This is a genomic window from Pseudomonas piscis, from assembly GCF_009380155.1.
Lineage (GTDB): Bacteria > Pseudomonadota > Gammaproteobacteria > Pseudomonadales > Pseudomonadaceae > Aquipseudomonas > Aquipseudomonas piscis.
This window is the reverse complement of sequence record NZ_WHUV01000001.1, coordinates 448844-475202: the sequence shown is the minus strand read 5'-3', so window position 1 is coordinate 475202 and position 26359 is coordinate 448844. Positions and strand designations below refer to the sequence as shown.

25 protein-coding genes are annotated in these 26359 nt (G+C 67.0%); 8 read left to right on the top strand and 17 right to left on the bottom strand.

Annotation, left to right across the window (positions count from 1 at the left end; translation table 11 throughout):
* Positions 1–9 precede the first annotated feature (9 nt).
* On the bottom strand, positions 10–1296 hold the full coding sequence (locus GDH07_RS02235; protein ID WP_152897294.1) for a D-amino acid dehydrogenase: 1287 nt from the start codon (positions 1294–1296) through the stop codon (positions 10–12).
* A 62-nt stretch (positions 1297–1358) separates the two neighbouring features.
* Here GDH07_RS02235 and GDH07_RS02230 point away from each other — a divergent pair, with 62 nt between their 5' ends.
* The gene (locus GDH07_RS02230) at positions 1359–2273 is read left to right on the top strand and encodes a LysR family transcriptional regulator (RefSeq protein ID WP_022641593.1); all 915 of its coding nucleotides are present in this window, start codon (positions 1359–1361) and stop codon (positions 2271–2273) included.
* A 103-nt stretch (positions 2274–2376) separates the two neighbouring features.
* Here the strand turns inward: GDH07_RS02230 and trhA are convergent, their stop codons facing one another.
* A complete protein-coding gene (gene trhA / locus GDH07_RS02225; RefSeq protein ID WP_031320660.1) occupies positions 2377–2994 on the bottom strand; it encodes a PAQR family membrane homeostasis protein TrhA in 618 nt (205 codons plus the stop codon).
* 200 nt (positions 2995–3194) lie between these two features.
* Between trhA and GDH07_RS02220 the strand changes: the two genes are divergently transcribed.
* A complete protein-coding gene (locus GDH07_RS02220) occupies positions 3195–4106 on the top strand; it encodes a LysR family transcriptional regulator (RefSeq protein ID WP_022641595.1) in 912 nt (303 codons plus the stop codon).
* Positions 4107–4161: 55 nt separating this feature from the next.
* Here the strand turns inward: GDH07_RS02220 and madM are convergent, their stop codons facing one another.
* The 9 genes from madM to mdcA form a co-directional block, all read right to left on the bottom strand.
* A complete protein-coding gene (gene madM, locus GDH07_RS02215; RefSeq protein ID WP_022641596.1) occupies positions 4162–4926 on the bottom strand; it encodes a malonate transporter subunit MadM in 765 nt (254 codons plus the stop codon).
* Position 4927: 1 nt separating this feature from the next.
* Positions 4928–5335 (bottom strand): malonate transporter subunit MadL, encoded by a 408-nt coding sequence (gene madL / locus GDH07_RS02210; protein ID WP_085594489.1) that lies wholly within the window; start codon positions 5333–5335, stop codon positions 4928–4930.
* A gap of 67 nt (positions 5336–5402) precedes the next feature.
* Positions 5403–6338 (bottom strand): malonate decarboxylase subunit epsilon, encoded by a 936-nt coding sequence (gene mdcH, locus GDH07_RS02205; RefSeq protein ID WP_152896588.1) that lies wholly within the window; start codon positions 6336–6338, stop codon positions 5403–5405.
* Positions 6335–6961: a malonate decarboxylase holo-ACP synthase gene (locus GDH07_RS02200; RefSeq protein ID WP_343038094.1), complete on the bottom strand. Its 627-nt coding sequence runs from the start codon at positions 6959–6961 to the stop codon at positions 6335–6337. The genes mdcH and GDH07_RS02200 overlap by 4 nt, the downstream gene beginning before the upstream one ends.
* The gene (gene mdcE / locus GDH07_RS02195) at positions 6958–7761 is read right to left on the bottom strand and encodes a biotin-independent malonate decarboxylase subunit gamma (protein WP_152896586.1); all 804 of its coding nucleotides are present in this window, start codon (positions 7759–7761) and stop codon (positions 6958–6960) included. The genes GDH07_RS02200 and mdcE overlap by 4 nt, the downstream gene beginning before the upstream one ends.
* Positions 7758–8609: a biotin-independent malonate decarboxylase subunit beta gene (locus tag GDH07_RS02190; protein ID WP_152896585.1), complete on the bottom strand. Its 852-nt coding sequence runs from the start codon at positions 8607–8609 to the stop codon at positions 7758–7760. The genes mdcE and GDH07_RS02190 overlap by 4 nt, the downstream gene beginning before the upstream one ends.
* Entirely contained in the window at positions 8602–8901 is a 300-nt protein-coding gene (locus tag GDH07_RS02185) for a malonate decarboxylase subunit delta (RefSeq protein ID WP_022641603.1), read from the bottom strand. Before GDH07_RS02185 ends, GDH07_RS02190 begins: the two co-directional genes overlap by 8 nt.
* Positions 8901–9770 carry a triphosphoribosyl-dephospho-CoA synthase gene (locus GDH07_RS02180; RefSeq protein WP_152896584.1) on the bottom strand — a complete coding sequence of 290 codons (870 nt, stop codon included), beginning with the start codon at positions 9768–9770 and terminating at the stop codon, positions 8901–8903. Before GDH07_RS02180 ends, GDH07_RS02185 begins: the two co-directional genes overlap by 1 nt.
* Entirely contained in the window at positions 9770–11446 is a 1677-nt protein-coding gene (gene mdcA, locus GDH07_RS02175) for a malonate decarboxylase subunit alpha (protein ID WP_152896583.1), read from the bottom strand. Before mdcA ends, GDH07_RS02180 begins: the two co-directional genes overlap by 1 nt.
* A 245-nt stretch (positions 11447–11691) precedes the next feature.
* On the opposite strand from mdcA, the gene ybiA reads away from it, so the two are divergent.
* Entirely contained in the window at positions 11692–12258 is a 567-nt protein-coding gene (gene ybiA, locus GDH07_RS02170; protein ID WP_152896582.1) for a riboflavin biosynthesis intermediates N-glycosidase, read from the top strand.
* Here ybiA and GDH07_RS02165 read toward each other — a convergent pair.
* The 6 genes from GDH07_RS02165 to pilG form a co-directional block, all read right to left on the bottom strand.
* Positions 12255–12713, bottom strand: a complete 459-nt coding sequence (locus tag GDH07_RS02165; protein ID WP_022641607.1) for a chemotaxis protein CheW — start codon at positions 12711–12713, stop codon at positions 12255–12257. The two genes, ybiA and GDH07_RS02165, sit on opposite strands and share 4 nt — an antisense overlap.
* Positions 12706–18585, bottom strand: a complete 5880-nt coding sequence (locus GDH07_RS02160; RefSeq protein WP_152896581.1) for an Hpt domain-containing protein — start codon at positions 18583–18585, stop codon at positions 12706–12708. The genes GDH07_RS02165 and GDH07_RS02160 overlap by 8 nt, the downstream gene beginning before the upstream one ends.
* Before the next feature lie 28 nt (positions 18586–18613).
* Entirely contained in the window at positions 18614–20677 is a 2064-nt protein-coding gene (locus tag GDH07_RS02155) for a methyl-accepting chemotaxis protein (protein ID WP_053133969.1), read from the bottom strand.
* A gap of 131 nt (positions 20678–20808) precedes the next feature.
* The gene (locus tag GDH07_RS02150) at positions 20809–21348 is read right to left on the bottom strand and encodes a chemotaxis protein CheW (protein WP_022641610.1); all 540 of its coding nucleotides are present in this window, start codon (positions 21346–21348) and stop codon (positions 20809–20811) included.
* 11 nt (positions 21349–21359) lie between these two features.
* On the bottom strand, positions 21360–21725 hold the full coding sequence (pilH, locus tag GDH07_RS02145) for a twitching motility response regulator PilH (RefSeq protein ID WP_022641611.1): 366 nt from the start codon (positions 21723–21725) through the stop codon (positions 21360–21362).
* 57 nt (positions 21726–21782) lie between these two features.
* Positions 21783–22187, bottom strand: a complete 405-nt coding sequence (gene pilG / locus GDH07_RS02140; protein ID WP_022641612.1) for a twitching motility response regulator PilG — start codon at positions 22185–22187, stop codon at positions 21783–21785.
* A gap of 293 nt (positions 22188–22480) precedes the next feature.
* Between pilG and gshB the strand changes: the two genes are divergently transcribed.
* The 5 genes from gshB to pyrR all read left to right on the top strand — a co-directional run bounded on the left by gshB (position 22481) and on the right by pyrR (position 26336).
* Positions 22481–23452, top strand: a complete 972-nt coding sequence (gene gshB, locus GDH07_RS02135) for a glutathione synthase (RefSeq protein ID WP_152896580.1) — start codon at positions 22481–22483, stop codon at positions 23450–23452.
* A gap of 129 nt (positions 23453–23581) precedes the next feature.
* Positions 23582–24481: an energy transducer TonB gene (locus tag GDH07_RS02130; protein ID WP_152896579.1), complete on the top strand. Its 900-nt coding sequence runs from the start codon at positions 23582–23584 to the stop codon at positions 24479–24481.
* Between the two features lie 81 nt (positions 24482–24562).
* Positions 24563–25132, top strand: coding sequence for a YqgE/AlgH family protein (locus GDH07_RS02125; RefSeq protein WP_152896578.1), 570 nt, complete (start codon positions 24563–24565; stop codon positions 25130–25132).
* Positions 25132–25569 carry a Holliday junction resolvase RuvX gene (ruvX, locus tag GDH07_RS02120; RefSeq protein ID WP_022641615.1) on the top strand — a complete coding sequence of 146 codons (438 nt, stop codon included), beginning with the start codon at positions 25132–25134 and terminating at the stop codon, positions 25567–25569. The genes GDH07_RS02125 and ruvX overlap by 1 nt, the downstream gene beginning before the upstream one ends.
* A gap of 260 nt (positions 25570–25829) precedes the next feature.
* The gene (pyrR, locus tag GDH07_RS02115) at positions 25830–26336 is read left to right on the top strand and encodes a bifunctional pyr operon transcriptional regulator/uracil phosphoribosyltransferase PyrR (RefSeq protein ID WP_053133958.1); all 507 of its coding nucleotides are present in this window, start codon (positions 25830–25832) and stop codon (positions 26334–26336) included.
* Positions 26337–26359: the final 23 nt, after the last annotated feature.

Sequence of the window (26359 nt, the reverse complement as noted above, 5' to 3'; positions counted from 1 at the left end):
GGTGATGACTCAGGCGGCGCGTGGCGCCAGGCCCTGCATGTCGATACTGGTGGGACGCTGGCCGATCAGTTCGCCCAGCAACTGGCCGCTGCCACAGGCCAGGGTGAAACCCAGCGCGCCATGGCCGAGGTTGAGCCACAGGTTGCGGTAGGCGGTGCCTCCCACCAGCGGCACGCCGCTGGGGGTCGCCGGGCGCATGCCAGCCCATTCCACGGCGGCCTGGTAATCGCCGGCATGGGCGAAGGTCTGCGCCGCCTGGCGCCGCAGCAGGCCCAGGCGCCCGGGGTCCGGGGCCGGGTCGAAGCCGACGATATCGACCATGGCCGCCACCCGTAGCTGTTGGCCGATCCGCGCGTAGACGATCTTGCGGTTGTAGTCGGTGATGCTGATTTCCGGCGCTCGGTGCTGCGGGCCGATGGGCGCGCTGAGGCTGTAGCCCTTGAGCGGGTACAGCGGCAACTTGAGCCCGGGCAGCTGCAACTCGGGGCTGCGGTGCCCGGCAGCCAGCACCAGGTGGTCCACCGCCAGCTGGCGCTCGTCCAGGTCGATGGCCTGCACCCGGTCGCCCTGGTGCCGGATGCCGCGCACTCGCTGCCCGAGAAGGATCTCGCAGCGTCCGGACGCCTGCAGGCGCGCCGCCAGCTGCTGGCAGAAGGCATGACAGTCGGCCACCTCTTCGTCCGGGGTATAGATGCCACCGATGAAGGGCGCGTCGCCCAGGGCCGGCTCCAGGCTGGCGCATTCGGCCCCCGTCAGCACCTGCTGCTGGCGCGGGTCGGACAGGTTGTGCCGGGCGTGCTCGAAGCTGCCGGCGTCACGGAAGGTCACCAGCTTGCCGTTGCGCCGCCAGTCGAAGTCCGTCAGGCCGTCGGCTTCGCGCCAGGTCTTGAGGGTCTCCTGGCTGAGCAGTGCCAGGCGCAGCAAATGGGCGCCATTGCGCTGGTTCACCGAGTGCCGGCAAGCCCCCAGGAACCCCGCCAGCCAGCGCCACTGCGCCGGGTCCAGGCGTGGCCGCAGGCGCAGCGGCGAATCGCCCTTGAGCATCCAGCCCAGGGCCTGCCAGGGCACGCCGGCATCGGCCAGCGGCGCCACGTAGCGATAGGAGAGCTGGCCGCCGTTGGCGAAGCTGGTCTGGCTGCCCAGGCTGTCCTGGGCTTCCACCAGGGTCACCTCCAGGCCCTGGCGGACCAGGGCATAGGCGCTGGCCAGGCCGATGACGCCACCACCGATGATGCAAACCCGCTGACCCATGACTGCCCTCTGAGCTGATGTTCGATGGCCCAAGGTTAGGGGCAGGTGACAGGCGCCGGACAATGAATAAAGATGGACCACCCATAAACAAAGGTTATGGACTTGCCATGCGCCTTCGCCATATCGAGATTTTCCAGGCCATCCGCCAGACCGGCTCCATCAGCGGTGCCGCGCAACTGCTGCACGTCTCGCAGCCGGCGGTGACCAAGGTATTGCAGCACGCCGAGCTGCAGCTGGGTTTCCCGCTGTTCCTGCGGGTACGCGGCAAGCTGCAACCGACCCCGGAAGCCCTGGAGCTGGAACGGGAAGTGGACAAGGTCAGCGAGAGCCTGCAAGGCGTGCGGCGCCTGGCCCAGAACCTGCGCCGGGCGCCGGGCCACAGCCTGCGCATCGGCGCCACCCCGGCCCTGGCCCTGGCCTTGCTGCCGCCGGCCATCAGCGAATGGACCCGGCGCTACCCGGACAGCCTCTGCGAGCTGTCCAGCGCCCACAGCCGCGAACTGGTGCAGAACCTGCTGATGCGCGAAATCGATGTGGCCCTGACCCTGCAACGGCCGGATCACCCCGGCCTGAACGGCCAGGCCCTGGCCCAGGGCGTGCTGGTGGCCCTGGCCCCACGCGGCTATTGGCCCGATGGCAGCCTGGGCCAGCCCCTGGCGCTGCAAGAGTTGGCAGACGCACCGCTGATCGGCCTGAGCAGCGCCGACCCGCTGTCGGCCCGGCTCGATGGTTATCTCAAGGCCGTGGAACCACCGCCACGGGTGAGCATCGCGGTGCAGACCTATTCCCTGGCCCGGGCCATGGTGGAGTCCGGCGCCGGCCTGGCGCTGATCGATCCCTTCACCGCTCTGGGCGCCTCCTCGGCCAGCACCGCGATCCGCCCCCTGAGCCCGTCGCTGCCCATCACCCTGTATGCCGTGAGCCGGGCCGCCGAACCGCCGCCCCATACCTTGAGCAGCTTGCTGGAGATCTTTGGCGGGCAGGCCCAGGAGCAACTGGATCGGTTGATGGCCGCCGATTGAGGCGACCGGTCAGGACCTCATCGCGAGCAAGCTGCGCTCCCACACAGGGATCACCGTACCTGCAGGAACAAGGCTACCCGCGCGGAACGATGAGGCGTGCCGATCACAACACATAGAACAGGATGGCGACGAAGTGCAGCAGGCTGCCGGCGATGACGAACAGGTGCCAGATGCCGTGGGCGTGGCGCAGGCGGTTGTCGAGGGCGAAGAAGATGATCCCCACGGTGTACAGCACCCCGCCCGCCGCCAGCCAGGTGAAACCCGCCGGTCCCAGGGCCGCCAGCAGCGGCTTGACCGCCACCAGCACGATCCAGCCCATCACCGCGTAGATCACGATGGACAGGACCCGCGCTTCGGAGCGCGGCTTGATCTCCTGCAGGATGCCGATCAAGGCCAGGCCCCAGACGATGCCGAACAGGGTCCAGCCCCAGGGCCCGCGCAAGGTCACCAGGCAGAACGGTGTATAGCTGCCGGCGATCAGCAGGTAGATCGAGAAGTGATCGACCTTCTGCATGATGTTCTTCGCCCGTCCACGCACGCTGTGGTAGACCGTGGACACGCTATAGAGCACCAGTAAGGTGAAGGCATAGATCGCCACCCCGACGATCTTCCACGGGCTGCCGTCGAGGCTGGCCAGCACCACCAGCCAGATACCGCCGATAAACGCCGCGACCGCCCCCAAGAGGTGGGTCCAGGCGTTGAGTCTTTCTCCGTGATACATCGATCAGCCACCCTGAAAACATCCACAACCATCCCAGCAGACCCTCTGCGGGCCGCTGCGTTCGACCGCAAGGCCAGCGACGGGCCCGCGCCTGCAGTGTGCAAGCGCAATATGTCCATTGGGGCGCGCCGCTGAAAAAACCAGCGGTCACATGACGACTCATCGGGCATCATCGGACCCTCGCCACCAGAGTCCGGACCATGCTCATCGACGAAGAGTTGACCCTCAAGAAACTCGAAGTGTTTCTGGCCTTCATGCGCACCGGCAACCTGGCTCGCGCCGCCAGCGAACTGCAAACCAGCAATGTCAGCGTGCACCGGGCCATCCACTCCCTGGAAAACGCCCTGCGCTGCCCGCTGTTCAAGCACGAGGGACGCAACCTGACTCCGCTGGAAAGCGCCTATGTGCTGGAAGAGCGAGCGCAGAAGCTGGTGCAGGATGTGGTCGAGAGCGTGCGCCTGACCCGGGAAGCCGCTGGTTTCTCGGCAGAACGTTTCAAGCTCGGCGCACTTTACTCCCTGACCGTGAAAACCGTGCCGCAACTGATCATGGGCCTGAAGCTGCGGCGCAGCGAGCTGAATATCGACCTGATCCTGGGCTCCAACATCGACCTGTTGTACAAGCTCAAGAACATGGAAGTGGATGCGATCCTGGTATCCCTGGACGACAGCGTCAGCGATCCGGACTGCGAACAGCTGCCGTTGTTCTCCGACGATATCTTCCTCGCCACCCCGGCCGACTCGCCCTTCGCCCAAGAGCGCGAAGTGGATCTGGCGGCTGTACGCGACGCTACGTTCATCACCCTCACCCAGGGTTTCGCCACCCACCAGGACGGCGTGCGGGTGTTCAAGCAGGCGGGGTTCGAGCCGAAGGTGGCGATGCAGGTCAACGATATCTTCACCCTGCTGAGCATGGTCAGCTCAGGGGTGGGTTATGCGCTGCTGCCGGGCAGGATCGCCGCAGTCTACGAGAACCGCGTGAAGCTGATACCGCTGCAGGCGCGCTACCGCCTGCAACAACATATCGGCGTGGTGTTCCTCAGGGCCAAGGAGCGCGACCCGAACCTGCTGGCGCTGCTGGCCGAATGCCGGATGTATTCGCGGGGGTCATAAGACGCAATCGCGGGCAAGCGGCGATCCAACTTGCCCGCGATGACGCCAGGTCAGATCAGCCCACCAGCCCGCGCACGATGAAAAACAGCAACGACGGCCCCAGCAAGCACCCCAATCCAGTATGGAAGGTCGCCGTCAGCGCACCGTAAGGCACCAGGCGCCGATCGGTGGCCGCAAGCCCGGCGGTGACCCCACTGACGGTCCCGGCCAAGCCACCGAACACCATGGCCGAACGCGGGTTGTCCAGGCCCATCCAGCGGGCTGCCATGGGCGTGCCCACCATCACCAGGATCGCCTTGATCAGGCCGGTGGCGATCGACAGCGCCACCACATCGGAGCTGGCGCCGATGGCCGCGCCGGTCACCGGGCCGACGATGTAGGTCACGGCGCCGGCACCGATGGTGGTCATGCTCACCGCATCGCGATAACCAAAGCTCCAGGCGATGCTCGCCCCGACGATGAACGGCAGCACCGTGCCCAGCAGCAGCGCCACCGCGCCGATCAGCCCGGCCTTGCGGGCCTCGGTGGCCTGGACTTCGAAGGCCGTGGCGACGATGGCGAAATCCCGCAGCATGGCGCCGCCCATCAGGCCGATGCCGGAAAACAGCGCCAGGTCCGCCAGGCCTTTCTGGCCGCCGGTCAGGGTGCCGCCGACCCAGGCCAGGGCCAGGCCAATCACGATGGCGATGGCCGATCCATGCACGCGACCGAAGGTCAGGTGCCGGGACAGCAGCACCGAGACCCACATGATCACGCCAACGAAGGCGAAGGCGGTGACCAGGCCGTTGTGCTCCAGGCCTTTCTCGATCAAGTCCCACATTTCAGCGCCCTCCCGCCGGTGCGGCTTCGATGCCCGATTCCTGCGGTAGCGGATCGCCCTTGTGGGTCCGGCTGATCAGGGCGATGGTGCAGCCGCACACCAGCACCGAGCCGATGGCCGCCAGCACCGCCACCGGTCCGCCATGCAGCGCGGTGACCACGTTCTGCTGGGCAGCCATGGCCACCACCACAGGGATGTACAGGGCGCCCCAGAAGCCGACGCCCATTTCACAGTCCTTGGTCATGCCGCCATGGCGCTGCATCCACAAGCGCGCGCAGATCAGCAGGATCATGGCGATGCCGACCCCGCCGACGTTGGACTTCACCCCCAGCAACACGCCGAGCATGTCGCCGATAATCACTCCCGCCAGCGTGCAGATCGCCAGCAATGCCACACCATAGATAATCATTGTCGTTGTCCTCGCAGTGCATCGTCGAAGTTGTTGTTCTTGTGCTTCGCCAGCCTGGGTCGCGGTTCTATCGGTCGCGGCGGCCCTCCTCGCGCAATAGCGCCTGCAAGGTGTCCGGGCGGGCGCCATCGAAGGCGATCACCGAGCCCTGCTCGAACACCCGGCGCGCCAAGCCGCTGAGCACCGCCCCGGGCGGCAATTCGATCTGCAACCGTACGCCGCGCTCATAGGCGCCCTGCACGGTGCCGCGCCAATCCACCAGCCGGCACATGTTGAAGGCCAGGTCGTCGCGCAATTGCTCCACCGTGCGCAATGGCCGCGCGCGGCTACCGCTCAGGTACCCCAGCCGGGGCGGCTCCATCGGCACCCTGGCGAATGCCTCGGCCAGCCGTTGGGCCGGCTGCTCCAGCAATGGGCAATGGGACGGCACGCTGACCACCAGGCGCCTGGCCACCCCGGCGCCACATGCCCGGGCCAGTTCGGCCACGGCCTGCATCGCCGCCTCGCTGCCGGCGATCACCACCTGGGTGTCGGCATTGATATTGGCCAGGTACACCGGCCTTTGCGGGCTGTGGACCTGGGCCAGCAACGCCTCCACCGTGCCCAGGTCCAGGCCCATCAGCGCGGTCATGCCGTAGCCCTGTGGATAAGCCTGCTGCATCAGCTCCCCGCGCAAGCTCACCAGGCGCAGGGCATCGGCGAAATCCAGGGCCCCGGCCACCACCGCCGCCGGATAGGCGCCGATGGACAGACCCGCTACGTAGTCCACCGGACAATCCGCGTGCAACAGGGTCCGGGCACAGGCCACCCCGGCAATCAGCAGGCACAGCTGCACCGCCCGGGTCCCGGCCAGGGCCTGGGGCGAGTCCAGGCCCAGTACGTCCTGCCCCAGCACATCGCTGGCCTCGCGCAGGCAGGCCACGACTTCCGGCCGCTCGGGCAGTCGCTGGAGCATCCCCGGCTGCTGCGCCCCCTGGCCCGGGAACACCAGCAAGCTGCTCATGCCGCCAACTCCCCTGGGCACCAGGGATCGCGCACCAGCCGCGCTCCGCTGGCGCTCTTGAGCAATACCCGCGAGGCGCTCCCGGCCCACTCACGCAAGGCCAGGCCCCCGGCCGGCAGTTGCAATTGCAGGTCGACCCGGCACACGGCGCCATCGAGCAGTGCCAGCAGCTCCCGGGCCCGTACCCGGGACAGCGGCTCAGGCGCCCGGAGGATCAAATCCAGGTCGCTGCCTTGGTGCAATGCACCAACTCCGCTGGCCAGCTCGAAGCCGGCGCTGCCGCCCACGCCCCAGGCCAGCCCCAGGGCGTCCAGCGGGCCACGCAACTGGTCCAGGGCCTGGAGCGCCGGCCAGGCACGGCTCCAGGGCACGTGGCGCAACGCCTCCGGGCGGACTCCACGCTGCACCGCGTCCAGCGCCAGCAACGCCGGGTAGCGCTGCTCCCGGGACGGGCCACGCAGCCCCACGGCGATCGAACCGGCAGCGCTCACTGCCCGGCGCACCACCACCGGCTGCCCCTGCTCCAGCACCTGCCGCGCCCACTCCGGCGCATCGGCCGCCAGTTGCCCGGGCTCCATGCCCCACAGCAGGTCATGGGGCAGCCAGGGGGAGCAAGCGCTCACCATTGCTCCCGCAGCAGTTGGCGGACCCGGCTCGAGGCCTCACGGTTCGCCGCCCCCAGGCGCCCTTCGAGCCCAACGCCAGCGGCCCGTACATCGGCAATGGCTTGCAGCAGGCACCCACTGACCTGGTCCAGGTCCTGGGGGGTCGGTTGTTCGATGCGCTCCACCGACAGGGTTTTCCACAAGAGGCCCAGGCCGGCATAGCTGTCGATGTCGTAGGCCATGGGCGGCACGCTGGCGGCCAGGGCTTCCAGTTCCTCGACGCTGCGCAGTGTGACCCGCGCCGCCGAGGCCTTGCCCATGGCGTGCACCATCACGCCCGGGTCGCGCAGGGCGATCAGCCGGTTGGCCTGGTAGCCGTGGGCCAGGAACGCCCCGGACATGGCCTTGCCCACCAGCAAGCCGATCACCGGATGCCCCGCCAGGCGGGCCCGGGCGTAGCTGTCGGCAGCGCCAGCCAGGGCCTGGTGGATGCCCAGGGCTTCTTCGCGCCGGCCATAGGCCTGGCTCGGTACATCGACAATGGCAATCAGTGCTCGCTTGTGGGGCTGATCGCGGTCGGCGTCGATCACTTCATCCACCGCTTTGGCCAGGCCCCAGCCCTCCAGCAGGCCGACCTCGCCCTGGCGGGCGCGGGGAAAACGATTCTCCGGGTCGGCCACCACAGCGATAAAACGAGCCGACTGCCCCGCCAGTTCACCATCGGCCACCCGCAGCGACGGCGGCAGGCCGGCCACCGAAGCGGCGCCGTCCTTCAGGGCGTTGAACCAGTTCTGGCCCCGCAAAGAACTTGCACTCATGAACGGTCTCCTTGATACAGATCGCGAACCGTCGCCGCATCGATTTGCGCCGTCGTGTCCAGGCGGGCCAGACATTGCAGATAGTGTTCGGCCTGGTGGCTGCGTTGCCGCTCGGGCAGGCCGAGGGCCAGCAATTCGCGAACCTGGGCCTGGATCTGCGCCACGTCATCGGCCACATAGCGATCCACCAGGCCGCTGGCGAAACGCTGCTCGCCGCCGGTCAGGCTCCAGATGAAAGGCCGGTCGCGGGCGTCGTACTCCTCGATCCCGGCTTCCTGCTCGATCACCTGCGGGCCGTTCAGGCCCAGCCGCGCTTCTTGGGTCACCAGCAGGTAGCTGCACAGGCCGGCGGCGATCGACATGCCACCGAAGCAGCCAACGCTGCCAGCCACTACGCCGATCACCGGTTGGTATTGGCGCAGGTCGACGATCGCGGCATGGATATCGGCGATCGCCGCCAACCCCAGGTTGGCCTCCTGCAACCGCACACCGCCGGTTTCCAGCAGCAACACGGCACGGGTGGCGATGCCCTGGCGGTTGTCCTCGGCCGCCAGCTCAAGGGCGCCGGCGATCTTCGCCCCGCCCACCTCGCCGAGGCTGCCGCCCTGGAATGCGCCTTCGATGGCAGCGATCACCACCGGCAACCCGGCGATGCTGCCCTTGGCGATCACCACCCCATCATCGGCCTGGGGCACCACGCCCTGGCGCGGCAGCCAGGGCGACATGACGCGCTGGAAAGGGTCGAGCAGTTCGCGAAAGGTGCCGGCGTCCAGCAACGCCCGGGCCCGCTGCCGGGCCCCCAGTTCGACGAAGCTGTGCTGGTCGAGCAAGCGTGCGCTGTCAGTCATGGGCGATTTCCTCCAGGCCCTGTTCAAGGCGTAGGCGCACCACCCCCGGGGTGGCGCCGAAGTCATGGATGTCGATCAGCAGCGCCGGTGGCGTCTGCCCGGCGAACATGCGTTGGAACAGGTGCTGCCAGCGTGCGGCGCTGCCGTTGACCGAGGTCTGGACCTGGATCTTCAAGGTGCCGGCCGGTGCCGGTTCCAGCAGTACTTCGAGGTCGCCGGAGCCGACACAGCCCACCAGCGCACGGCCGCGGCCAGAAGGGCCGGCGGGAAATTCAAAGGACAAGGTTTCCATCAGTTCGCTCCCTGGTCGGCGGCGGCCTCGATCCGGTCGAGCAGCAAGCAGGCGGCCAGCAGGTCGGCGGCGCCACCGGGCGAGGCATTCAAGGTCAGAAGTTGCAGGTCCAGCTGGTGCAGGCGCCGACGTCCGGCGAGGCTGGCGCTGCCACCGGCCTCCAGCACCGCCCGGGCGCCATCCTGCATGGCCCGCAGGCCCGCTTCGCCCGCGCGGTAGAGCACGCAGGTGTCGGCCAGCCGGGTCATGATCGCCAGCAGCGCATCGAGCCGGGCGTTCTGCTCGCCATGGCCCCGGGCACGACTGCGCCGCAGTTGCGGCAGGCCCCATTGCAGCACCGCAGGAAAGCCCTGCTGGGCCTCCTCCCGGGCGCCGCCTACGCCGTAGCGCTGCGCCACCTGGGCACCATGGCTCAAGGGCCGTGGCGCATGCCGGTCTTCCAGCAGCGCCAGGCGCGCGGCGCGCCAGGCGACGCTGCCGGCCGCCCTGGAGCCAGGTTCCAGGGCGGCGGCGGCCACCAGCAGGCCCAGGGCCCAGATCGCCCCGCGATGGGTGTTGACCCCGCCGGTGGTGACCAGCATCGCCCGCTCACCTTCGCGACCGCTGCGCCCCAAGGCTTCGCGCAGCGGCAAGTCGATACGGGCGAGTTGTTGCGCGGCTTCGGCCATGTCCTTGAAGGCCGGCCACAGGCTCAGGGCCGAGGCGTGCATCAGGCCCAGGTGCAGGTCACTGTGAGCGCCATTGCCACGGCGATCCACCAGGGCCGGCTTGGGCGAGAGGTCGGCCTCGTCGATCAGCGCGTCCACCGCCAGGTCCGCCAGGCGCTCGGCCAGCCCCAGGGGTCGGGATTGCAGGTTGAATGCGTGCATTACCAGCTCCTGAACTTGGCAGGTGGGTGATACAGGCCGCCAGACCACTGCACCAGATCGGCGATGCTCTTGGCCGCCAGCAACTCGCGGCTGGCGTCGGTGCGGCGAATGCCCAGGTCCTCGGGCAAGGCAACCAGGCCCTCGCGGCGCATGCGCTGGGTATCCCTGGGGTCATGCCGCAGGCCGATGGCGGTGACTCCAGCCACGGCGGCGATCATCGCCCGGCGCTCTTCCAGGGTGCGGGCCTTGTACAGGTAGGCGATGCCTTCTTCGGTGAGCAGGTGGGTGACGTCGTCGCCATAGATCATGATCGGCGCCAGGGGCATGCCGCTTTTCTTCGCTACGTCCACCGCGTCCAGGGTGTCGACGAAGGTCGGTTTGCCGCCCTCCTGGAAGGTCTCGACCATCTGCACCACCAGCTTCTTGCCCCGCTCCAGCAGGGCCTGCGGCGCCGCGCCCTGGTCCAGGCGCATGTCCAGCCAGGCCGGGGTGCCATGGCGCCGGCCGCGAGGATCGTGGCCCATGTTCGGCGCCCCACCGAAACCGGCCAGGCGGCCACGGGTCACGGTGGAGGAATGGCCGTCGCCATCCACCTGCAAGGTGGCGCCGATGAACAGGTCCACCGCGTATTGCCCGGCCAGCTGGCAGAACATCCGGTTGGAGCGCAGGGAGCCGTCGCGGCCGGTGAAGAACACATCGGGACGGGCGGCGATGTAGTTTTCCATGCCCAGTTCGGTGCCGAAACAATGCACGCTGTCCACCCAGCCGCTTTCGATGGCCGGGATCAGGGTCGGATGGGGATTGAGGGTCCAGTTGCGGCAGATCTTGCCCTTGAGCCCCAGGGACTCGCCGTAGGTGGGCAGGATCAGCTCGATGGCTGCGGTATTGAAGCCGATGCCGTGGTTCAGCGATTGCACGTTGTGCTTCTCGTAGATGCCACGGATCGCCATCATCGCCATCAGTACGTGCACCGGCTTGATGTGCCGGGGATCGCGGGTGAACAGCGGCTCGATGTAGAACGGCTGGTCGGCCACCACCACGAAGTCCACCCAGGAGGCCGGGATATCCACCCGGGGCAACTCGCTGACGTCGTCCACCAGCTGGTTGACCTGGACGATGACGATGCCATCGCTGAAGGCCGCCGGCTCCACCAGCGCTGGGGTGTCCTCGGTACTGGGGCCGGTGTAGATGTTGCCGGCGCGGTCGGCCATGAAACCAGCGCACAGCACCACGTTGGGCGTCAGGTCCACCACCAGCCGGGCATAGAGTTCGATGTAGGTATGGATGGCACCGATCTCCAGCAGCCCGTCTTCGAGCAACTGACTGATGCGCAGGCTCTGGGTGCCGGCGAAGGAAAAGTCGAGCTTGCGGGCGATGCCACGTTCGAACAGGTCCAGGTGCTCGGCGCGGCCGACGCTGGGCATGATCATGTGCAGGTCGTGGAGCCTGGCCGGATCGACCTTGGCCAGGGACCGGGAAAGAAAGTCCGCCTGCTTCTGGTTGTTGCCCTCCAGCACCACCCGGTCGCCGGGCAGGATCAGCGCCTCCAGCGCCGCGACGATCTTGTCGGTCGGCAACACCACGCCATCGGCGATGGCCCGCACCTGCTCGAGGCGCCGCTGCTTCTCGCTGCGCCGCCGCGACCAGCGCGGGTCGGGAGATATTGTCGTTGTCATGCTCGCTCCACAGGTTCGCTGTCGTGGCAGCCACCATAGGAGCGAAGCCCGGCGGGCATCAATCAAGCTCGGAGTGGGAAAGTTACGCCAAGCGTAACGATTCGCCGGCCGGTTCCGGTCCGGCGCATTACTGGCGCGACTTAACAATCTTCATACCACCCGGCGATGGCATCCCTCCCGGCACCCGGTACACAATGCCCGTCGGATTGGCCGCTCAATGGCCGGAACACATGATGAGAGTCAGCATGGACACACCGATTCGCTCCAACCAGGACTTGCTGGAGCAACTACAACGCGGCCTCAAGCCCGACTACCTGATGTTCTGGGGCCACCAGCCGCCCCGGGACGGACGGGTTTCCCAGAGCTGCTTCAGCCAGTGGTTCGACGCCGGCTTCGAGGTCGAAGGCGTCCACTACCCCACCGCCGAACACTTCATGATGGCCGGCAAGGCGCTGCTGTTCGAAGATCACGAAACCCATGCCCGCATCCTCCAGGCCGGCCCTCCCGCCTATGCCAAGCACCTGGGTCGTGAAGTGCGCGATTTCGACGACACCCGCTGGCAGGCCGCCCGCTTCGACATCGTGGTCCAGGGCAACCTGGCCAAGTTCAGCCAGCACCCCGAGCTGGGGCACTTCCTGCGGTGCACCCGCCACAAGGTGCTGGTGGAAGCCAGCCCGGTGGACCGGGTCTGGGGCATCGGCCTGGCAGCCGACGACGCCAAGGCCGAGCGCCCGGAACAGTGGCGCGGGCTCAACCTGCTGGGTTATGCCCTGATGGAAGTTCGCGACCGCCTGCTGGCGGCCGAGGCCTAAGGCGCCAGCCCGGCCTCCACCAGCAGTTCCTCAAGGGCCGGCAGGTCCGGCACCCTGGCCACCTGCTCGGCGACCTGCACCGCGGCTTTCTCCAGGGAGGCCAGGGGCACGTCGACATAGCTCAGCTGGCTGTCGAGCTTGCAGGAGCGCGGGATGCCCTGCACCAGCAAGGCGATGAACTTCAGCTCCGGGCGCCCGCCCAGGGCATTGAGCACGACGATTCGCGCTCGCTCGCCGATCACCGTGGGGTTGCCACAGGCCGCCTCGAAGCTGACCAGCGCGATCTGCCGGTCGCGCCACAGCACTCGCCCCAGGTACCAGGGTGGCGAATCCAGGTCGAAGCGTCCCTGCTGGTAGTCGATCAGCTCGGCCACCGCCACGTTGGGCAGGATCAGGGTGCGGTCGGCCAGGGGCAGCAACAACCCGGTGAGGGTGCTGGCGCGATGGTCAAGCATGGTTCTTGCTCCACAGGGCGATGCTTTCCAGCAGCACCGACTCTTGATAGGGCTTGCCGAGGTAGTCGTTGACGCCGATGGCCATGGCCCGGTCGCGGTGTTTCTGGCCGGTGCGCGAGGTGATCATGATGATCGGCAAGTGCTGCAGGCGCGGGTCGTTGCGCACCTGGATCGCCACTTCGAAGCCATCCATGCGCGGCATCTCGATATCCAGCAGCATCAGGTCCGGGGTGTGCTCGGCCAGCAAGGCCATGGCATCGACCCCGTCCTTGGCGGTCAGCACGCTCATGCCATGGCGCTCCAGCAGGCGGCTGGTGACCTTGCGCACGGTCACCGAGTCGTCCACCACCAGCACCAGCATCGGCCGGGGCGGCTGCGCCTCGCCGGCACCATCACCGCCAGGCGCCCGGGGCTGCGGCGGCTGGTCCTGGCGGGCGCGGATATGGGCCAGCAGGTCGAGGATCAGCACCACCCGGCCATCGCCGAGGATGGTCGCCCCGGACAGCCCCTGGACCGCGGCGAACTGCGGCCCCAGGCTCTTGACCACGATTTCCCGGGTACCGAAGGTGGCATCCACCTGCACCGCGATCAGCTGTTCGTTGCATTGCACCAGCAACACCGGCAGTGCCTGGACCTGGCCCAGCAGCTTGGGCCGCGGCACGGTGTGCAACAGTTCGCCCAGGTAGCACAGCTGGTAGCACTGGCCGGCGTATTCGTAGCGCGGCGGGTCGAGCTGGTAATAGGCGTCCAGTTCTCCCGGCATGACCCGCACGATGCCGTCCACGGTGTTGAGCGGGATCGCATATTGCTCCTCGCCGCACTGGACCATCAGCGCCCGGTTGACCGAAACGGTGAACGGCAGGCGGATGCGAAAGTGCACGCCCTTGCCGGCTATCGAGTCGATGCTCATGCTGCCGCCCAGCTGGCGCACTTCCTCGTGGACCACGTCCATGCCCACGCCACGCCCGGAGATCTGGGTGATCTTCTCGGCGGTGGAAAACCCCGGCTGCATGATGAACTGCAGCACCTCGCGGTCGCTGACCTGCGCCTGCGGGTCCAGCAGGCCACGCTTGATGGCCTTCTTGCGCACGGCCTCCAGGGGTACGCCGGCGCCGTCGTCACGCATGTCGAAGACGATATCGCCGCCCTCGCGGGACAGATCCAGGGTGATCCGCCCCTGCTCCGGCTTGCCCGCCGCGCGCCGCGCCTGGGCGGACTCCAGGCCGTGGTCGACGGCGTTGCGCAGCATGTGCTCGAGGGGCGCGACCATGCGCTCCAGGACATTGCGATCCATTTCGCCTTCGGCGTTGCCAACCACGAACTCCACATCCTTGCCCAGCTCTTCGGCCACCTGGCGCACGATACGCCGCAAGCGCGGCACCATGCGCTCGAACGGCACCATGCGGGTACGCATCAGGCCTTCTTGCAACTCGGTGTTGATGCGTCCCTGTTGTTGCAGCAGGTCGGCAGCATCATGGTTGCGCCGGTCGAGGGTGTCCTTGAGATCCAGCAGGTCCGAGGCCGACTCGAACAAGGCCCGGGATAGCTGTTGCAGCTGGGAATGGCGGTCCATCTCCAGCGGGTCGAATTCTTCGTAGCCCAGGCGCTCGGCCTCCACCTGCTGGCGGCTGAGGATCCGGCCCTGGGTCTCGGTATCCAGGCGGCGCAACTGATCGCGGATCCGCTCGATGGTGGTTTCCATCTCGGTCAGCGCCACCCGGGCGTCGTTGACCTGTTGTTCGATGCGGCCGCGAAAAATCGAGGTCTCCCCGGCCAGGTTCACCAGGTCATCCAGCAGCTCCGCCGAGACCTTGACCATGTCGGCCCCGGCCGCCACCTCCGGCTGCGGCGCGACCGGCTCGGGTTTGCCGGGCGGCGCGGCCAGCTCCGGGGTCGAGGTCGCCGGCACCCGGGGATGGCTCAGGTCGTGGATGGCATCGATGAGCTTGCGAGCGGCCTCGATCGGTTGCCCGGCCCGGGCGGCGTCGAGCATCTGGGCCAGGCGGTCGTGGCTCTTCTGCAACAGGGTGAAGAGTACCGGGCTGGGTTGCAGCAAACCGGCAGACAAGCCTTCGAAGAGAAACTCCAGCTCGTGGGCCAGGTCGCCGATGGCGCTGATCTCCACCATCCGCGCGCCGCCCTTGAGGGTGTGCAGGTCGCGCAGCAGGGTCTCCACCTCCTGGCGGGACTGGGGGTCGGCCTGCCAGCGGCTCAGGGCGGCGGCGGAACTGTCGATGATGTCGAAGCCTTCCTCGAGGAAGATTTCCAGCAGCTCCGGGTCCTGGGCCGAGTGATCCGCCTCCTCGCTCTCGGCCACGCTCTCGCCAGGGCCACTGGCCTGCTGCCGATAGCTGCGCAGCGCCTCGACCTGGGCCCGGGAGTCGTCCAGCGGTCGCTGGCCCTGCAACTGCTGGAGCAGTACCGCCAGTTGCTCATGGCTGCCACGCAGCAGCAGGCCCAGGGGCTGGCCATGGCTGTAGCGACGATCCACCAAGCCTTCATACAGCGACTCCAGCTCCTGGGCCAGTTCCGCCACCGGCGCCACCTCGGCCATCCGCGCACCGCCCTTGAGGGTGTGCATGTCCCGTTGCAGGGAGGACAGCGGCGCGCCGTTTTCCGGATCGGACAGCCAGCGTTGCAGGGCCTGGTCGGCGCTGTCGAGGATGTCCACCGCTTCCTCGAGGAAGATTTCCACCAGCTCGTCATCGGCCTCCTGCGACGCCTGTTGCGCAAGGCCCGCGGTAGCAGCGCCCAGCTCGCTGATGCTCAGGGCCCGGCTGCCATCGCTCTTGACCAAGCCGGTGGCGGACGGATCCAGGCTTTCATCCAGCAGCGCACGCAAGGCCCGGAGCCGCTCGGGCTGCGGGCTGACTTCCTGGCCCGCGGCCAGTTCGTCGAGCATGTTGATCAGCGCCTCATGGGCGCCCTGGGCCTCGTGGAAAAAGCGCTCGCTGACCGCCAGGCTGCTTTCTTCCACCGCGCCGTACAGGTCGAGCAAGGCTTCGCACAGTTCATCCACCGGCTGCAGGTCGGCCAGGTGCGCGCCTTCGCCCAGGGTGGTCAGCTCATCCAACAGGTCGTTGAGTTCCTGGCGCTCGCCGGGATGTTGTTGCCAGCGCAACAACAGGGTTTCGGCATCCAGCAGGATGTCCATGCCCTGGGCCAGGAAGTCGTTGATCAGTTGCGGGTCGCGCTTGGCCCGCAGCGCGCTGTCCGGAGCATCGAGCAGGGCTTCCAGGCGTTCGCCGAGCAGGGCCAGGGCTCGTCCGGCCAGGGCCCGGGCGCCGTCGATGGGCGCCAGCGGCGTGCTGTCCAGTTGGCGCAGGCCCTTGCGCAGCAAGCCCTCGGCCTCCAGCAGCAGCTCTACCTCGTCCAGGTCCAGGGGTATCAGGTGGGCTCGATACTCCCGTGCCAGCTGGTCGAAAGGGCCGGCCAGCTCGGCGATCGGCCACACGCCGGCCATCGAGGCGCTGCCCTTGAGGGTGTGCAAGGCCCGCTGCAGGGCATCGCTGGCCTGCAACGGCAATTGTTCGGCGGCCTGGTCGAGGAAACGGTTGACGCTGTCCAGGTGGGTCTGGGCCTCGGCACGGAAGATCTCCAGCAACTGCGGGTCCAGGGCATCGTCGCGCGGCGCCGTGGGCGTGGCGCCGCTGGCCAGGGCATGGGCCCGGGCCGCCAGGCGGTCGACATCGTCACGCTGGCGTTGGGCATGGGCGGCGTACTCGGTGATCAGCTCCGGCAGCAGGCCCAGGGTATCGCCCACCAGCTGGCGCACCTGGACACTGGGTTCCACGCTGTGCTCCAGCACCCGGTTGAGCAGATTCTCCACCGCCCAGGCCAGCTCACCCAGCACCAGGGCCCGGACCATCCGCCCGCTGCCCTTGAGGGTATGGAAGGCCCGGCGCAACTCGCTCAGGGCGGACCGGCCCTGGGGATCGGCCTCCCAGCGCGGCAGGTACTCGCGGAGCATCTCCAGCACTTCCTCGGTTTCCTCGAGGAAGACTTCGCGCAGCTCGTCGTCCACCGGCGCCTCGCCCGCCGGCGGCGGCAGCAGGCTGCCCGGGGTGCTCAGGGCCGGCGGATTGAGAAGCGAAACCGGCGCGGCCAGAGCGTCGGCCAGGGACTGCGCGACCTGGGGATCGTCCGCCAGCGTCAGCGCCTGCTCTTCGTGCGCCGGCAGCGGTGCCTGGACCTGCGGCGCATACCCCAGGGCCAAGAGCCCCTGCTGGGCGATGTCGAGGATCTTTTCTCCCGGTGTCTCGGGGTCTTCGTTCAAGCGTTCCAGGTAGTAGTCCAGGCTGGCGATCACGTCCGCCAGGTGATCCAGCTGCTGCCAGTCCGGCAGGGCCCTGGCCGTCAGTAGCCGCTCGCCGATAAAAGCATTGCAGGCCTGCAGCAGCCCTGCCGCCCGGGGCAAGGGGATCATCGCCAGGGCTCCGCGCACCTGGGTCAGTAGCTCGGGCAGGGCCAACAACGGCTCATGCTCCCAATCGGCCTCGATGGACTCGAGCAACAGCTCCTTGGCCTGTTGCAGGCAGGCCCGCGACTCCTTGATCACCAGTTGGTGGATCTGGGTCAGGTCGGTGGTGGGCAGGCGGCTTTCCTCGCGGCTCTCCGGCTCCACGGTGCCGGCCATGCCTGCCAGGGTAGCCTCGACGTACAGCAGCGCCCCGGCCACGTCCATCAGCACCGCGTCGTCGGGGGCGCGCTGGCCCTGGGCCAGGCTCTGGATCACCGCCAACTGGTCGATGATCACCTTGCGCGGCTGGCCGAAACCCAGCACTGCCAGGGTGTCGGCGATCTGCCGCAGCGGCGCGAGCAGGCCATCCAGGTCATCGGCATGCTGGCGGTCGCTGCGCACGAACAGGTCCAGGCGTTCCTTGACCCGCACCAGGCCGTCGCACACTGCGGTCAGCACCGAGCGCAAGGCATCGCGGTCGGGGCCGGCCATGCGCGCCCGCTCTTCATCGACCACTGCGCTGTCGGGCAATGCATCGTCCAGTCCGTAACGTTCTTTCATGGTCAGCATCAATGGGGTGGGATGGCGCGCCTTGGCGATATAGAACAGCAGGCTCTTGAGCAGCTCCTCGGGGGCGGCCCGGTTGACCCCGGGCATGCCCTGCTCTTGCAGGCGCTTGAGTTCCTTGTCGGCATCCTTGAGCAGGCTGCGCACCGCCGGGCTGTTGGCAACCACGCCCTGGCGCATGCCTTCCACCAGCGCCGAGGCGATATGCCACAAGGGGGCCAGCGGCGCATCCTGGCACAGGGCTTCCAGGCGTTCGAAGACCTTGGCCATGTGCCCGAGGCTGATTTCGTCATCCTGCTCGCGCAGCAGGTCCACCAGGGCGGTTTGCAGCATATGCCGCAACTTGCGCAACTGGGTCGCCAGTTCCTGGGGCTCCAGCGCCGCCAGGGCCTTGTCGCTCAGCGGCGGCAGGCTGGGCAACTGCGGGCTGAACAGGCTGGTTTCCGAGAGCAAGCTCTCGCCGCGGGCACTGCGCAGGTCGTTGAGCAATGGCAGCACCACCAGTGGCAGGTCGCGACGCGCGCTCTGCACCCGGTCCAGGTACTGCGGCAACTGGCCAATGGCCTGGCGCAACAGGCGCAGGGCTTCGTCGCGCTGGGCCACGCGCTCCTGCTGCAGGGCCAGGGCGAGCTTTTCCATCTCTTCGGCCAGCAGCGCCGCGCCGTAGAACTCCGCCATCTGCAAGCTGCCGTGGACCTGATGGATGCCTTCCAGGCATTGCTCGAGGGCATCTGGCGCCCGGGGATCCTCGGCCAAATGCTCCAGCGCCTGATACGCCAGCTTCAGGGTTTCGGCAATTGCGCCCTTGACCCATTCCAGGGCCACGTAGTCGTGCCGATCAACCATAACCACTCCAGTCAAAGCCTTGTTTCAGTCAGCGGTTGTCATTGGAGGCAGGCGCCCGGGTCGCCGGCAGGGTGAAGCCGGAAACCGAGCGGCGCAGCTGGCTGGCCATCTTCGCCAGGTTGCCGATGCTTTCGGCGGTCGCCGTGGAGCCGGACGAGGTCTGCGAGGTGATCTGCTGGATCACGTTCATGGTCAGGGAAATCTGCCCGGCCGAGGAAGTCTGCTGCTGGGCCGCGTTGGAGATGCTCTGGATCAGCGCCGCCAGGGTCTTGGATACGCCTTCGATCTCCTCCAGCGCCACTCCGGCATCCTGCGCCAGGCGTGCCCCGCGCACCACTTCGGTGGTGGTCTGCTCCATGGAGATCACCGCTTCGTTGGTGTCGGTCTGGATCGCCCGGACCAGGGTCTCGATCTGCCGGGTCGCCGCCGAGGAACGTTCCGCCAGCCGCTGTACCTCGTCGGCCACCACGGCAAAACCGCGACCGGCATCACCGGCCATGGATGCCTGGATGGCCGCATTCAAGGCCAGGATGTTGGTCTGGTCGGCAATATCGTCGATCAGGCTGACGATATCGCCGATCTCCTGGGAAGACTCGCCAAGACGCTTGATCCGCTTGGCGGTGTCCTGGATCTGCTCGCGGATGTTGTCCATGCCGTGGATGGTGTTGTGCACCACCTCGTTGCCTTTGTTGGCGATCTCCACCGAACGCTCGGCCACCGCCGAGGACTCGGCGGCGTTGGCCGATACCTGGTCGATGGATTGGGCCATTTCGTTGATCGCCGTGGAGGCTTCGGAAATCTGCTGCGCCTGGTGCTCGGAGGCTTCGGCCAACTGCATGGCGGTGGTCTGGGTTTCCTGCACTGCGCCCGCCACCTGGCCGGCGGTGAGGTTGATGGTGGCCACCAGGTCGCGCAGCTGGTCGACGGAATAGTTGATGGAGTCGGCGATGGTCCCGGTGAAGTCCTCGGTCACCGAGGCGGTCACCGTCAGGTCGCCGTCGGCCAGGTCCTCGATCTCGTCCAGCAGGCGCATGATCGCGTTCTGGTTGCGTTCGTTCTTCTCTGCGGTCTCGCGCAGCTGGCGGTTGGTCTCGCGAACCATCACCAGGCCGATGAGGATGACCGAGGCCAGGGCCAGCAGGCCCAGGACATAACCGCCGATGGTGTCCAGCTTGCGGCTGCCGGCCAGGTTCTCGAAACCGATGGCCAGGCGCGAGGCTTCGTCCAGCAGGGTCTGGGACAGGCTGAAGATATTGCTCGCCGACTCACGCACCTGGAACAGCTCGGGGGAGGTTTCGAGGATTTCGTCCACGGAGCCGGAGACGAACTCGAACAGCTCGGAGATCTCCGTCAGCCGCGCCCTGGCATCAGGGTCCTCGACCTGGCTGATCTTCAATCCCGGGTTGCCTTGCAGCATGCCGTTGAGCACCTGGCCGAAGCGGGCGGCGTCGCGGCCGAAGGCATCGGCGGCCTGCACGGCATTCTCGTCCCCGGCCAGCACGGTGTTGACCGCACCGAGGATCCGCTCGGCCAGCAACGACTGGCGCTGGGCCATGGCCACCTGGCTGGCCGGGGCGCCGCGCTGGAGGAGGATCTCCACCACCTTCTCGTATTCCACCTGCAACTGCGGCACGGTCTCGGCCAGGGTCGCGGCCACCTGGTGCAACGACAGCACCGTCTGCTCGCTGGCGAGGATCGCGTCGGCGTTCTTCAGCAGTTTTTCCCAGTCCAGCTGCACCGCGTGCATCTCCTGGCGCAGCGCCACCGGGGCGCCCGGCAGGCCGGTGGCCGGGTCGCCCTTCTTCAGGTAACCCCAGCGCTGGGCAAAATCATTGCGTGCATCACCCAGAAGCTTGAACGCGGCCGCCTTGCCGGCCGCGGCCTCGGTGGCGTTCTTGGCGATGCGCTGGGACAGCACCCGCAGCTCGCCGGCATGGCCGATGTACTGCTTGTCGTAGGTGGCCTGGGTATTGAGGTAGGCGAAGTTGGCGAACAGCAACATGATGAACACGATCAGCGCGATGAACAGCACGATGATCTGCGAGCGGCTGCGGGAGCCTTCCTGGGGCTTGCCGGGTTTGGCTTTGGTCATCGGTCAGGCCTGTGGCGAGCGGGTGTTCCCGCATTCGGTCGCCCGGGACAGCCAGGCGGCGTGGATTGATCCAGGAAGGCCTGGGCCTGCCGTGGTACTGCGAACGGGTAATGCAGGCGCCGGGGCGCCGTTCACGCCGCCACCTCCAGGAAGCCCGGCGAGCGCGCCAGGGCGAAGGGGCTGAACACTTGCCAGATCTGCTCGCGGCGAAACTGCCCCTGCAGGTAGGGATTGATCGCGGTGTCGGCAAAATCGCCGACGCCAGGCTCCAGGGTGTCCTGGGCAAAATGCTTGAGGCCCGCCACTTCATCCACCAGAAGGCCAACGAACAGTTCCTTGTATTCCACCACGAGCACCCGCCGCTGCAGGCGCAAGGGCGACAGCTCGTGGCCGAGGAATGCGCACAGGTCCATGATCGGCAGCAGCCGCCCGCGCAGGTTGGCCACGCCCCGGACCCAGGGTTTGACCCCCGGCAACAGGGTATGGCGCGGCTCGTGCAGGACTTCGCTGACCTCGCCCATGGCCGCCACGTACCAGCGGCTGCCCAGGCGAAAACCGATGCCGCTCCAGCTGTGCTGGCGGGTTTCCTGGGATGGCAGGTCGGCGGCCAGCAGGCGGCAGCGCTGGTCGATCTCCAGCAGCAGCTCGAAGGCGGTCCGGGATTCGCTCATGGCGCGGGCGATCAGCCGGCCAGGACGTTGTTCAGGGTCTTGATCAGGGTCTCTTCTTCCACCGGCTTGGTCAGGTAGTCCCTGGCGCCCTGGCGGGTGCCCCAGACCTTGTCGGTTTCCTGATCCTTGGTGGTGATGATGATCACCGGGATGTGGCTGGTCTCGGCATCCTTGGTCAACTGGCGGGTGGCCTGGAAGCCGTTGAGGCCAGGCATGACGATGTCCATCAGCACTGCATCGGGCTTCTCTTCCCGGGCCAGGGCCACGCCGTCGGCGCCATTCTCGGCCTTGAGCACTTCGTGGCCGTGCTTCTCCAGCATGCCGGTGAGTTTGTACATTTCGGTCGGCGAGTCATCGACGATCAGGATACGAGCCATGGTCTTCCCCATACGGTATAGGCGCGCGGTCCACTGACCGGGCGCCGCTGTGCGTGTCTACTGTGGCGCAAGCGCGACGAAGTCCGGGACATGGGCCCTGATCGCGCTGAGCAGTTCTTCCTTGCTGAAGGGTTTGGTCAAAAACTGGTCGGAGCCGACGATGCGGCCCTTGGCCTTGTCGAACAGCCCGTCCTTGGAGGACAGCATGATCACGGGAGTGGACTTGAACGCGCTGTTGTTCTTGACCAGCGCACAGGTCTGATAACCGTCGAGGCGCGGCATCATGATGTCGACGAAGATGATCCCGGGGTGGTGGTCGACGATCTTGGCCAGGGCTTCGAAGCCATCCACCGCGGTGATGACCTCGCAGCCGACGTTCTTCAGCAGCATCTCGGCCGTGCGGCGAATCGTCTTCGAGTCGTCGATCACCATCACCTTCAAGGCGTTGGATTGCTGTTCCATGTCTGCTCTACCGTCGCCCCAGCGAATCGATTTGATCGGGTACCGCTGGCCAATGCCCCAAACCCTTGAACTTCAAGGCCCCGGCCCGGCATGCGAGCCTTTTTAGCACACTCTCCCCCCTGCAATCCATGGACTACGCAGGGCTGTGGTTTTTCCTTGACCCAGGTCTCTGTCAGCGCCACTCTGACGCCACTTTCAGGAGCTGTTCCCGTTTGCCCGGCAACGCCGGCCCGTCACCGGACAGCGACCGACCCCAGCCTGCTTCCACCCATTTGATTGAAGGAATCCGCCCCATGAGCGTTCGCGTCGGGATTGTCATGGACCCTATCGCCAGCATCTCCTATAAAAAGGACAGCTCGCTGGCCATGTTGCTGGCCGCCCAGGAACGCGGCTGGAGCCTCTTCTATATGGAGCAGCGCGATCTCTACCAGGGCACCGGCGTGGCCCGGGCCCGCATGCGCCCACTGCAGGTCTTCGCCGACCCACAGAAATGGTTCGCGCTGGAAGACGAGATCGACAGCCCGCTGAGCGACCTGGACGTGATCCTGATGCGCAAGGATCCGCCCTTCGACATGGAGTTCGTCTACTCCACCTACCTGCTGGAGCAGGCCGAGAGCGCCGGCGTGCTGGTGGTCAACAAGCCCCAGAGCCTGCGCGACTGCAATGAAAAGCTGTTCGCCACGCTGTTCCCGCAGTGCACCCCGCCCACGGTGGTCAGCCGCCGCGCCGACGTCCTGCGCGAGTTCGCCGCCCAGCATGGCGACGTGATCCTCAAGCCCCTGGACGGCATGGGCGGCACCTCGATCTTCCGCCACCGCGCGGGCGACCCGAACCTGTCGGTGATCCTGGAGACCCTGACCGTGCTGGGCAGCCAGCAGATCATGGCCCAGGCCTACCTGCCAGCGATCAAGGACGGCGACAAGCGCATCCTGATGATCGACGGCGAGCCGGTACCCTATTGCCTGGCGCGGATTCCGGCTGCCGGCGAAACCCGGGGCAACCTGGCCGCCGGCGGTCGTGGCGAAGCCCGCCCGCTGAGCGACAAGGATCGCTGGATCGCCGCCCAGGTCGGCCCGACCCTGCGGGCCAAGGGCTTGCTGTTCGTCGGCCTCGATGTGATCGGCGAGCACCTGACGGAAATCAACGTCACCAGCCCGACCTGCATCCGCGAAATCGACAACGCCTTCGGCACCAACATCGGCGCAATGCTGATGGATGCCATCGAGCAGAAACTGCAAGCCGCAAGCAACAAGCCACAAGCTTGACGTACGTCACATGCAGCTTGTCGCTTGAAGCTTGAGGCTTACAGCTTGAAACCAACATTGCGTTATCATGCGCCGCCTGTGAAACCGTGATGTTGGTTGTGCAATGCCTGCTGTGATGTCGAACTGCCAATGAGCCTTACGTCCGACCTGCCACCCGAGCTGGCCCATGGTGGCGTCCGCGCGGCCGATCGCCTGGGATTCACCCTGTTCCTCGCGGCGCTCCTGCACCTGGTGCTGATCCTCGGCCTGAGCTTTTCCTTCGCCGAGCCCCAGCAGATCAGCAAGACCCTGGAAATCACCCTGGCCACCTTCAAGAGCGAGACCAAGCCCAAGAAGGCCGACTTCCTGGCCCAGGACCACCAGCAGGGCAGCGGCACCCTGGACAAGAAGGCCATTCCCAAGACCACCGAAGTAGCGCCCTTCCAGGACAACTCGGTGAAAAAGGTCGTGCCGCCACCGTCGGTCAAGCCGCAGGTCAAGGAGGCCGCGCCCAAGGCGGCCGTGGCCACCACCGCGCCGAAGCCGAAGAAGACCGTGACCCAACGCGAAGAGGTCAAGCGCGAACCGACGCCCAAGGCCGACGTGCCATCGTTCGACAGCTCGCAGCTGTCCAGCGAGATCTCCAGCCTGGAGGCCGAACTGGCCAACGAACAGCAGCTGTATGCCAAGCGCCCACGGATCCACCGCCTGAGCGCGGCCTCGACCATGCGTGACAAGGGCGCCTGGTACAAGGACGAATGGCGCAAGAAGGTCGAGCGCATCGGCAACCTCAACTACCCCGAGGAAGCCCGGCGCAAACAGATCTACGGCAACCTGCGGTTGATGGTGTCGATCAACCGCGACGGTTCGCTGTATGAAGTGCTGGTACTGGAGTCTTCCGGCCAGCCACTGCTGGACCAGGCCGCCCAGCGCATCGTGCGCCTGGCCGCGCCATTCGCCCCCTTCACCGGCGACCTGTCGGACATCGACCGCCTGGAAATCATCCGCACCTGGCGCTTCGCCCGGGGCGACAAGCTGTCCAGCAACTGACCGTCCGGCCAGCGCCACGCCCCAGCTTGCGGGCGCATCGCCAGCTTGTCAGCCGGGCCCGCCGCCGCCACACTAGCGCTCATGAAAAACGTCAGCCCCAGCTACCTCAAGCATCATTTCCTGATCGCCATGCCGCACATGGCCGACCCGAACTTTGCCCAGACCTTGACCTACATCGTCGAGCACAACGCCAATGGCGCCATGGGGCTGGTGATCAACCGCCCGCAGGACCTGAGCCTGGCCGATATCCTGGAGCAACTGCGCCCTGACGAAGACCCGTCGCTGCTGTGCCAGCACGTGCCGATCTTCAGCGGTGGGCCGGTGCAGACCGATCGCGGCTTCGTCCTGCACCCCAGCGGCCCGATCTACCAGGCCACGGTGGAGCTCGATGGCGTCTCGCTGTCGACCTCCCAGGATGTCTTGTTCGCCATCGCCGACGGCGTGGGTCCGAGCAAGAACCTGATCGCCCTGGGCTACGCCGGCTGGGAAGCCGGGCAACTGGAAGCCGAGCTGGCCGATAACGCCTGGCTGACCTGCCCGTTCGACGCCGACATCCTGTTCAACACCAGCAGCGAACTGCGCCTGGAAGCGGCCGCCCGTCACCTGGGGGTCAACCTCAACCTGCTCACTAGCCAGGCGGGCCACGCCTGATGGCCTTGCGACTGATCCTGGGCTTCGACTACGGCACCCGGCAAATCGGCGTCGCCGTGGGCCAGGCCATCACTGGCCAGGCCCGCGAGCTGTGCACCTTGAAGGCCCAGAATGGCGTGCCGGACTGGAACCAGGTCGAGGCCCTGTTCAAGGAATGGCAACCCGATGCGGTGGTGGTGGGCCTGCCCCTGAACATGGACGGCACCCCGAGCGAGATGTGCCAGCGCGCCGAGAAGTTCGCCCGGCGCCTGAACGGCCGCTTCAACGTGCCCTTCTATACCCACGACGAACGCCTGACCACCTTCGAGGCCAAGGGCGAACGCCTGGCCCGGGGCGGCCAGAAAGGCAGCTACCGCGACAACCCGGTGGACGCCATTGCCGCCGCCCTGCTGCTGCAGGGCTGGCTTGACGAGAACGCCACGCTGCTGAATACCTAGCAACCCCGAATCCTGAGGATGCGCGGCCTGCGGCTGCGCGCCTCCTGGCCCGACACCAGCCACAAGAACCTGCCAACGATCCAGCGAGCGATGCTCGGGCGAGTCAGGAATGGCGCAGAAAGCGGAGTTTAGGCACCTAAATGAGCATTTCGAAGCCACTTGCAACGCCCCATGAGCCAAGCGCAGCAGATCCCGGGCAGGTTCCAAGTCACCGCGCCCCGCTATCGGACAACAAGGCGCGAGCCCACGAAGGAGCCACCATGAGCCTGCCCAATCCCGCCGCCCTGATCAGCCAGATGGCCATCGATCTCAAAGCCCACCTGGCCCAGCGCGCCATCAACGAGCCTCGCTTCATCGGTATCCGTACCGGCGGTGTCTGGGTCGCCCAGGCGCTGCTGGAAGCCCTGGGCAGCGACGCGCCCCTGGGCACCCTGGACGTTTCCTTCTACCGCGATGACTTCAGCCAGAACGGCCTGCATCCTCAAGTGCGCCCGTCCGAGCTGCCGTTCGAGATCGAAGGCCAGCACCTGGTGCTGATCGATGACGTACTGATGAGCGGCCGGACCATCCGCGCCGCCCTCAACGAGCTGTTCGACTACGGCCGCCCGGCCAGCGTGACCCTGGTCTGCCTGCTGGACCTGAACGCCGCCGAACTGCCGATCCGGCCGAATGTGGTGGGTGCGACCCTGTCGCTGGCGACCCACGAGCGGGTAAAATTGTCCGGTCCTGCGCCGCTTCAACTCGAGCTCCAAGACCTCGCCCTCTAAACCTGCCCTTTTAAAGAGTCCAT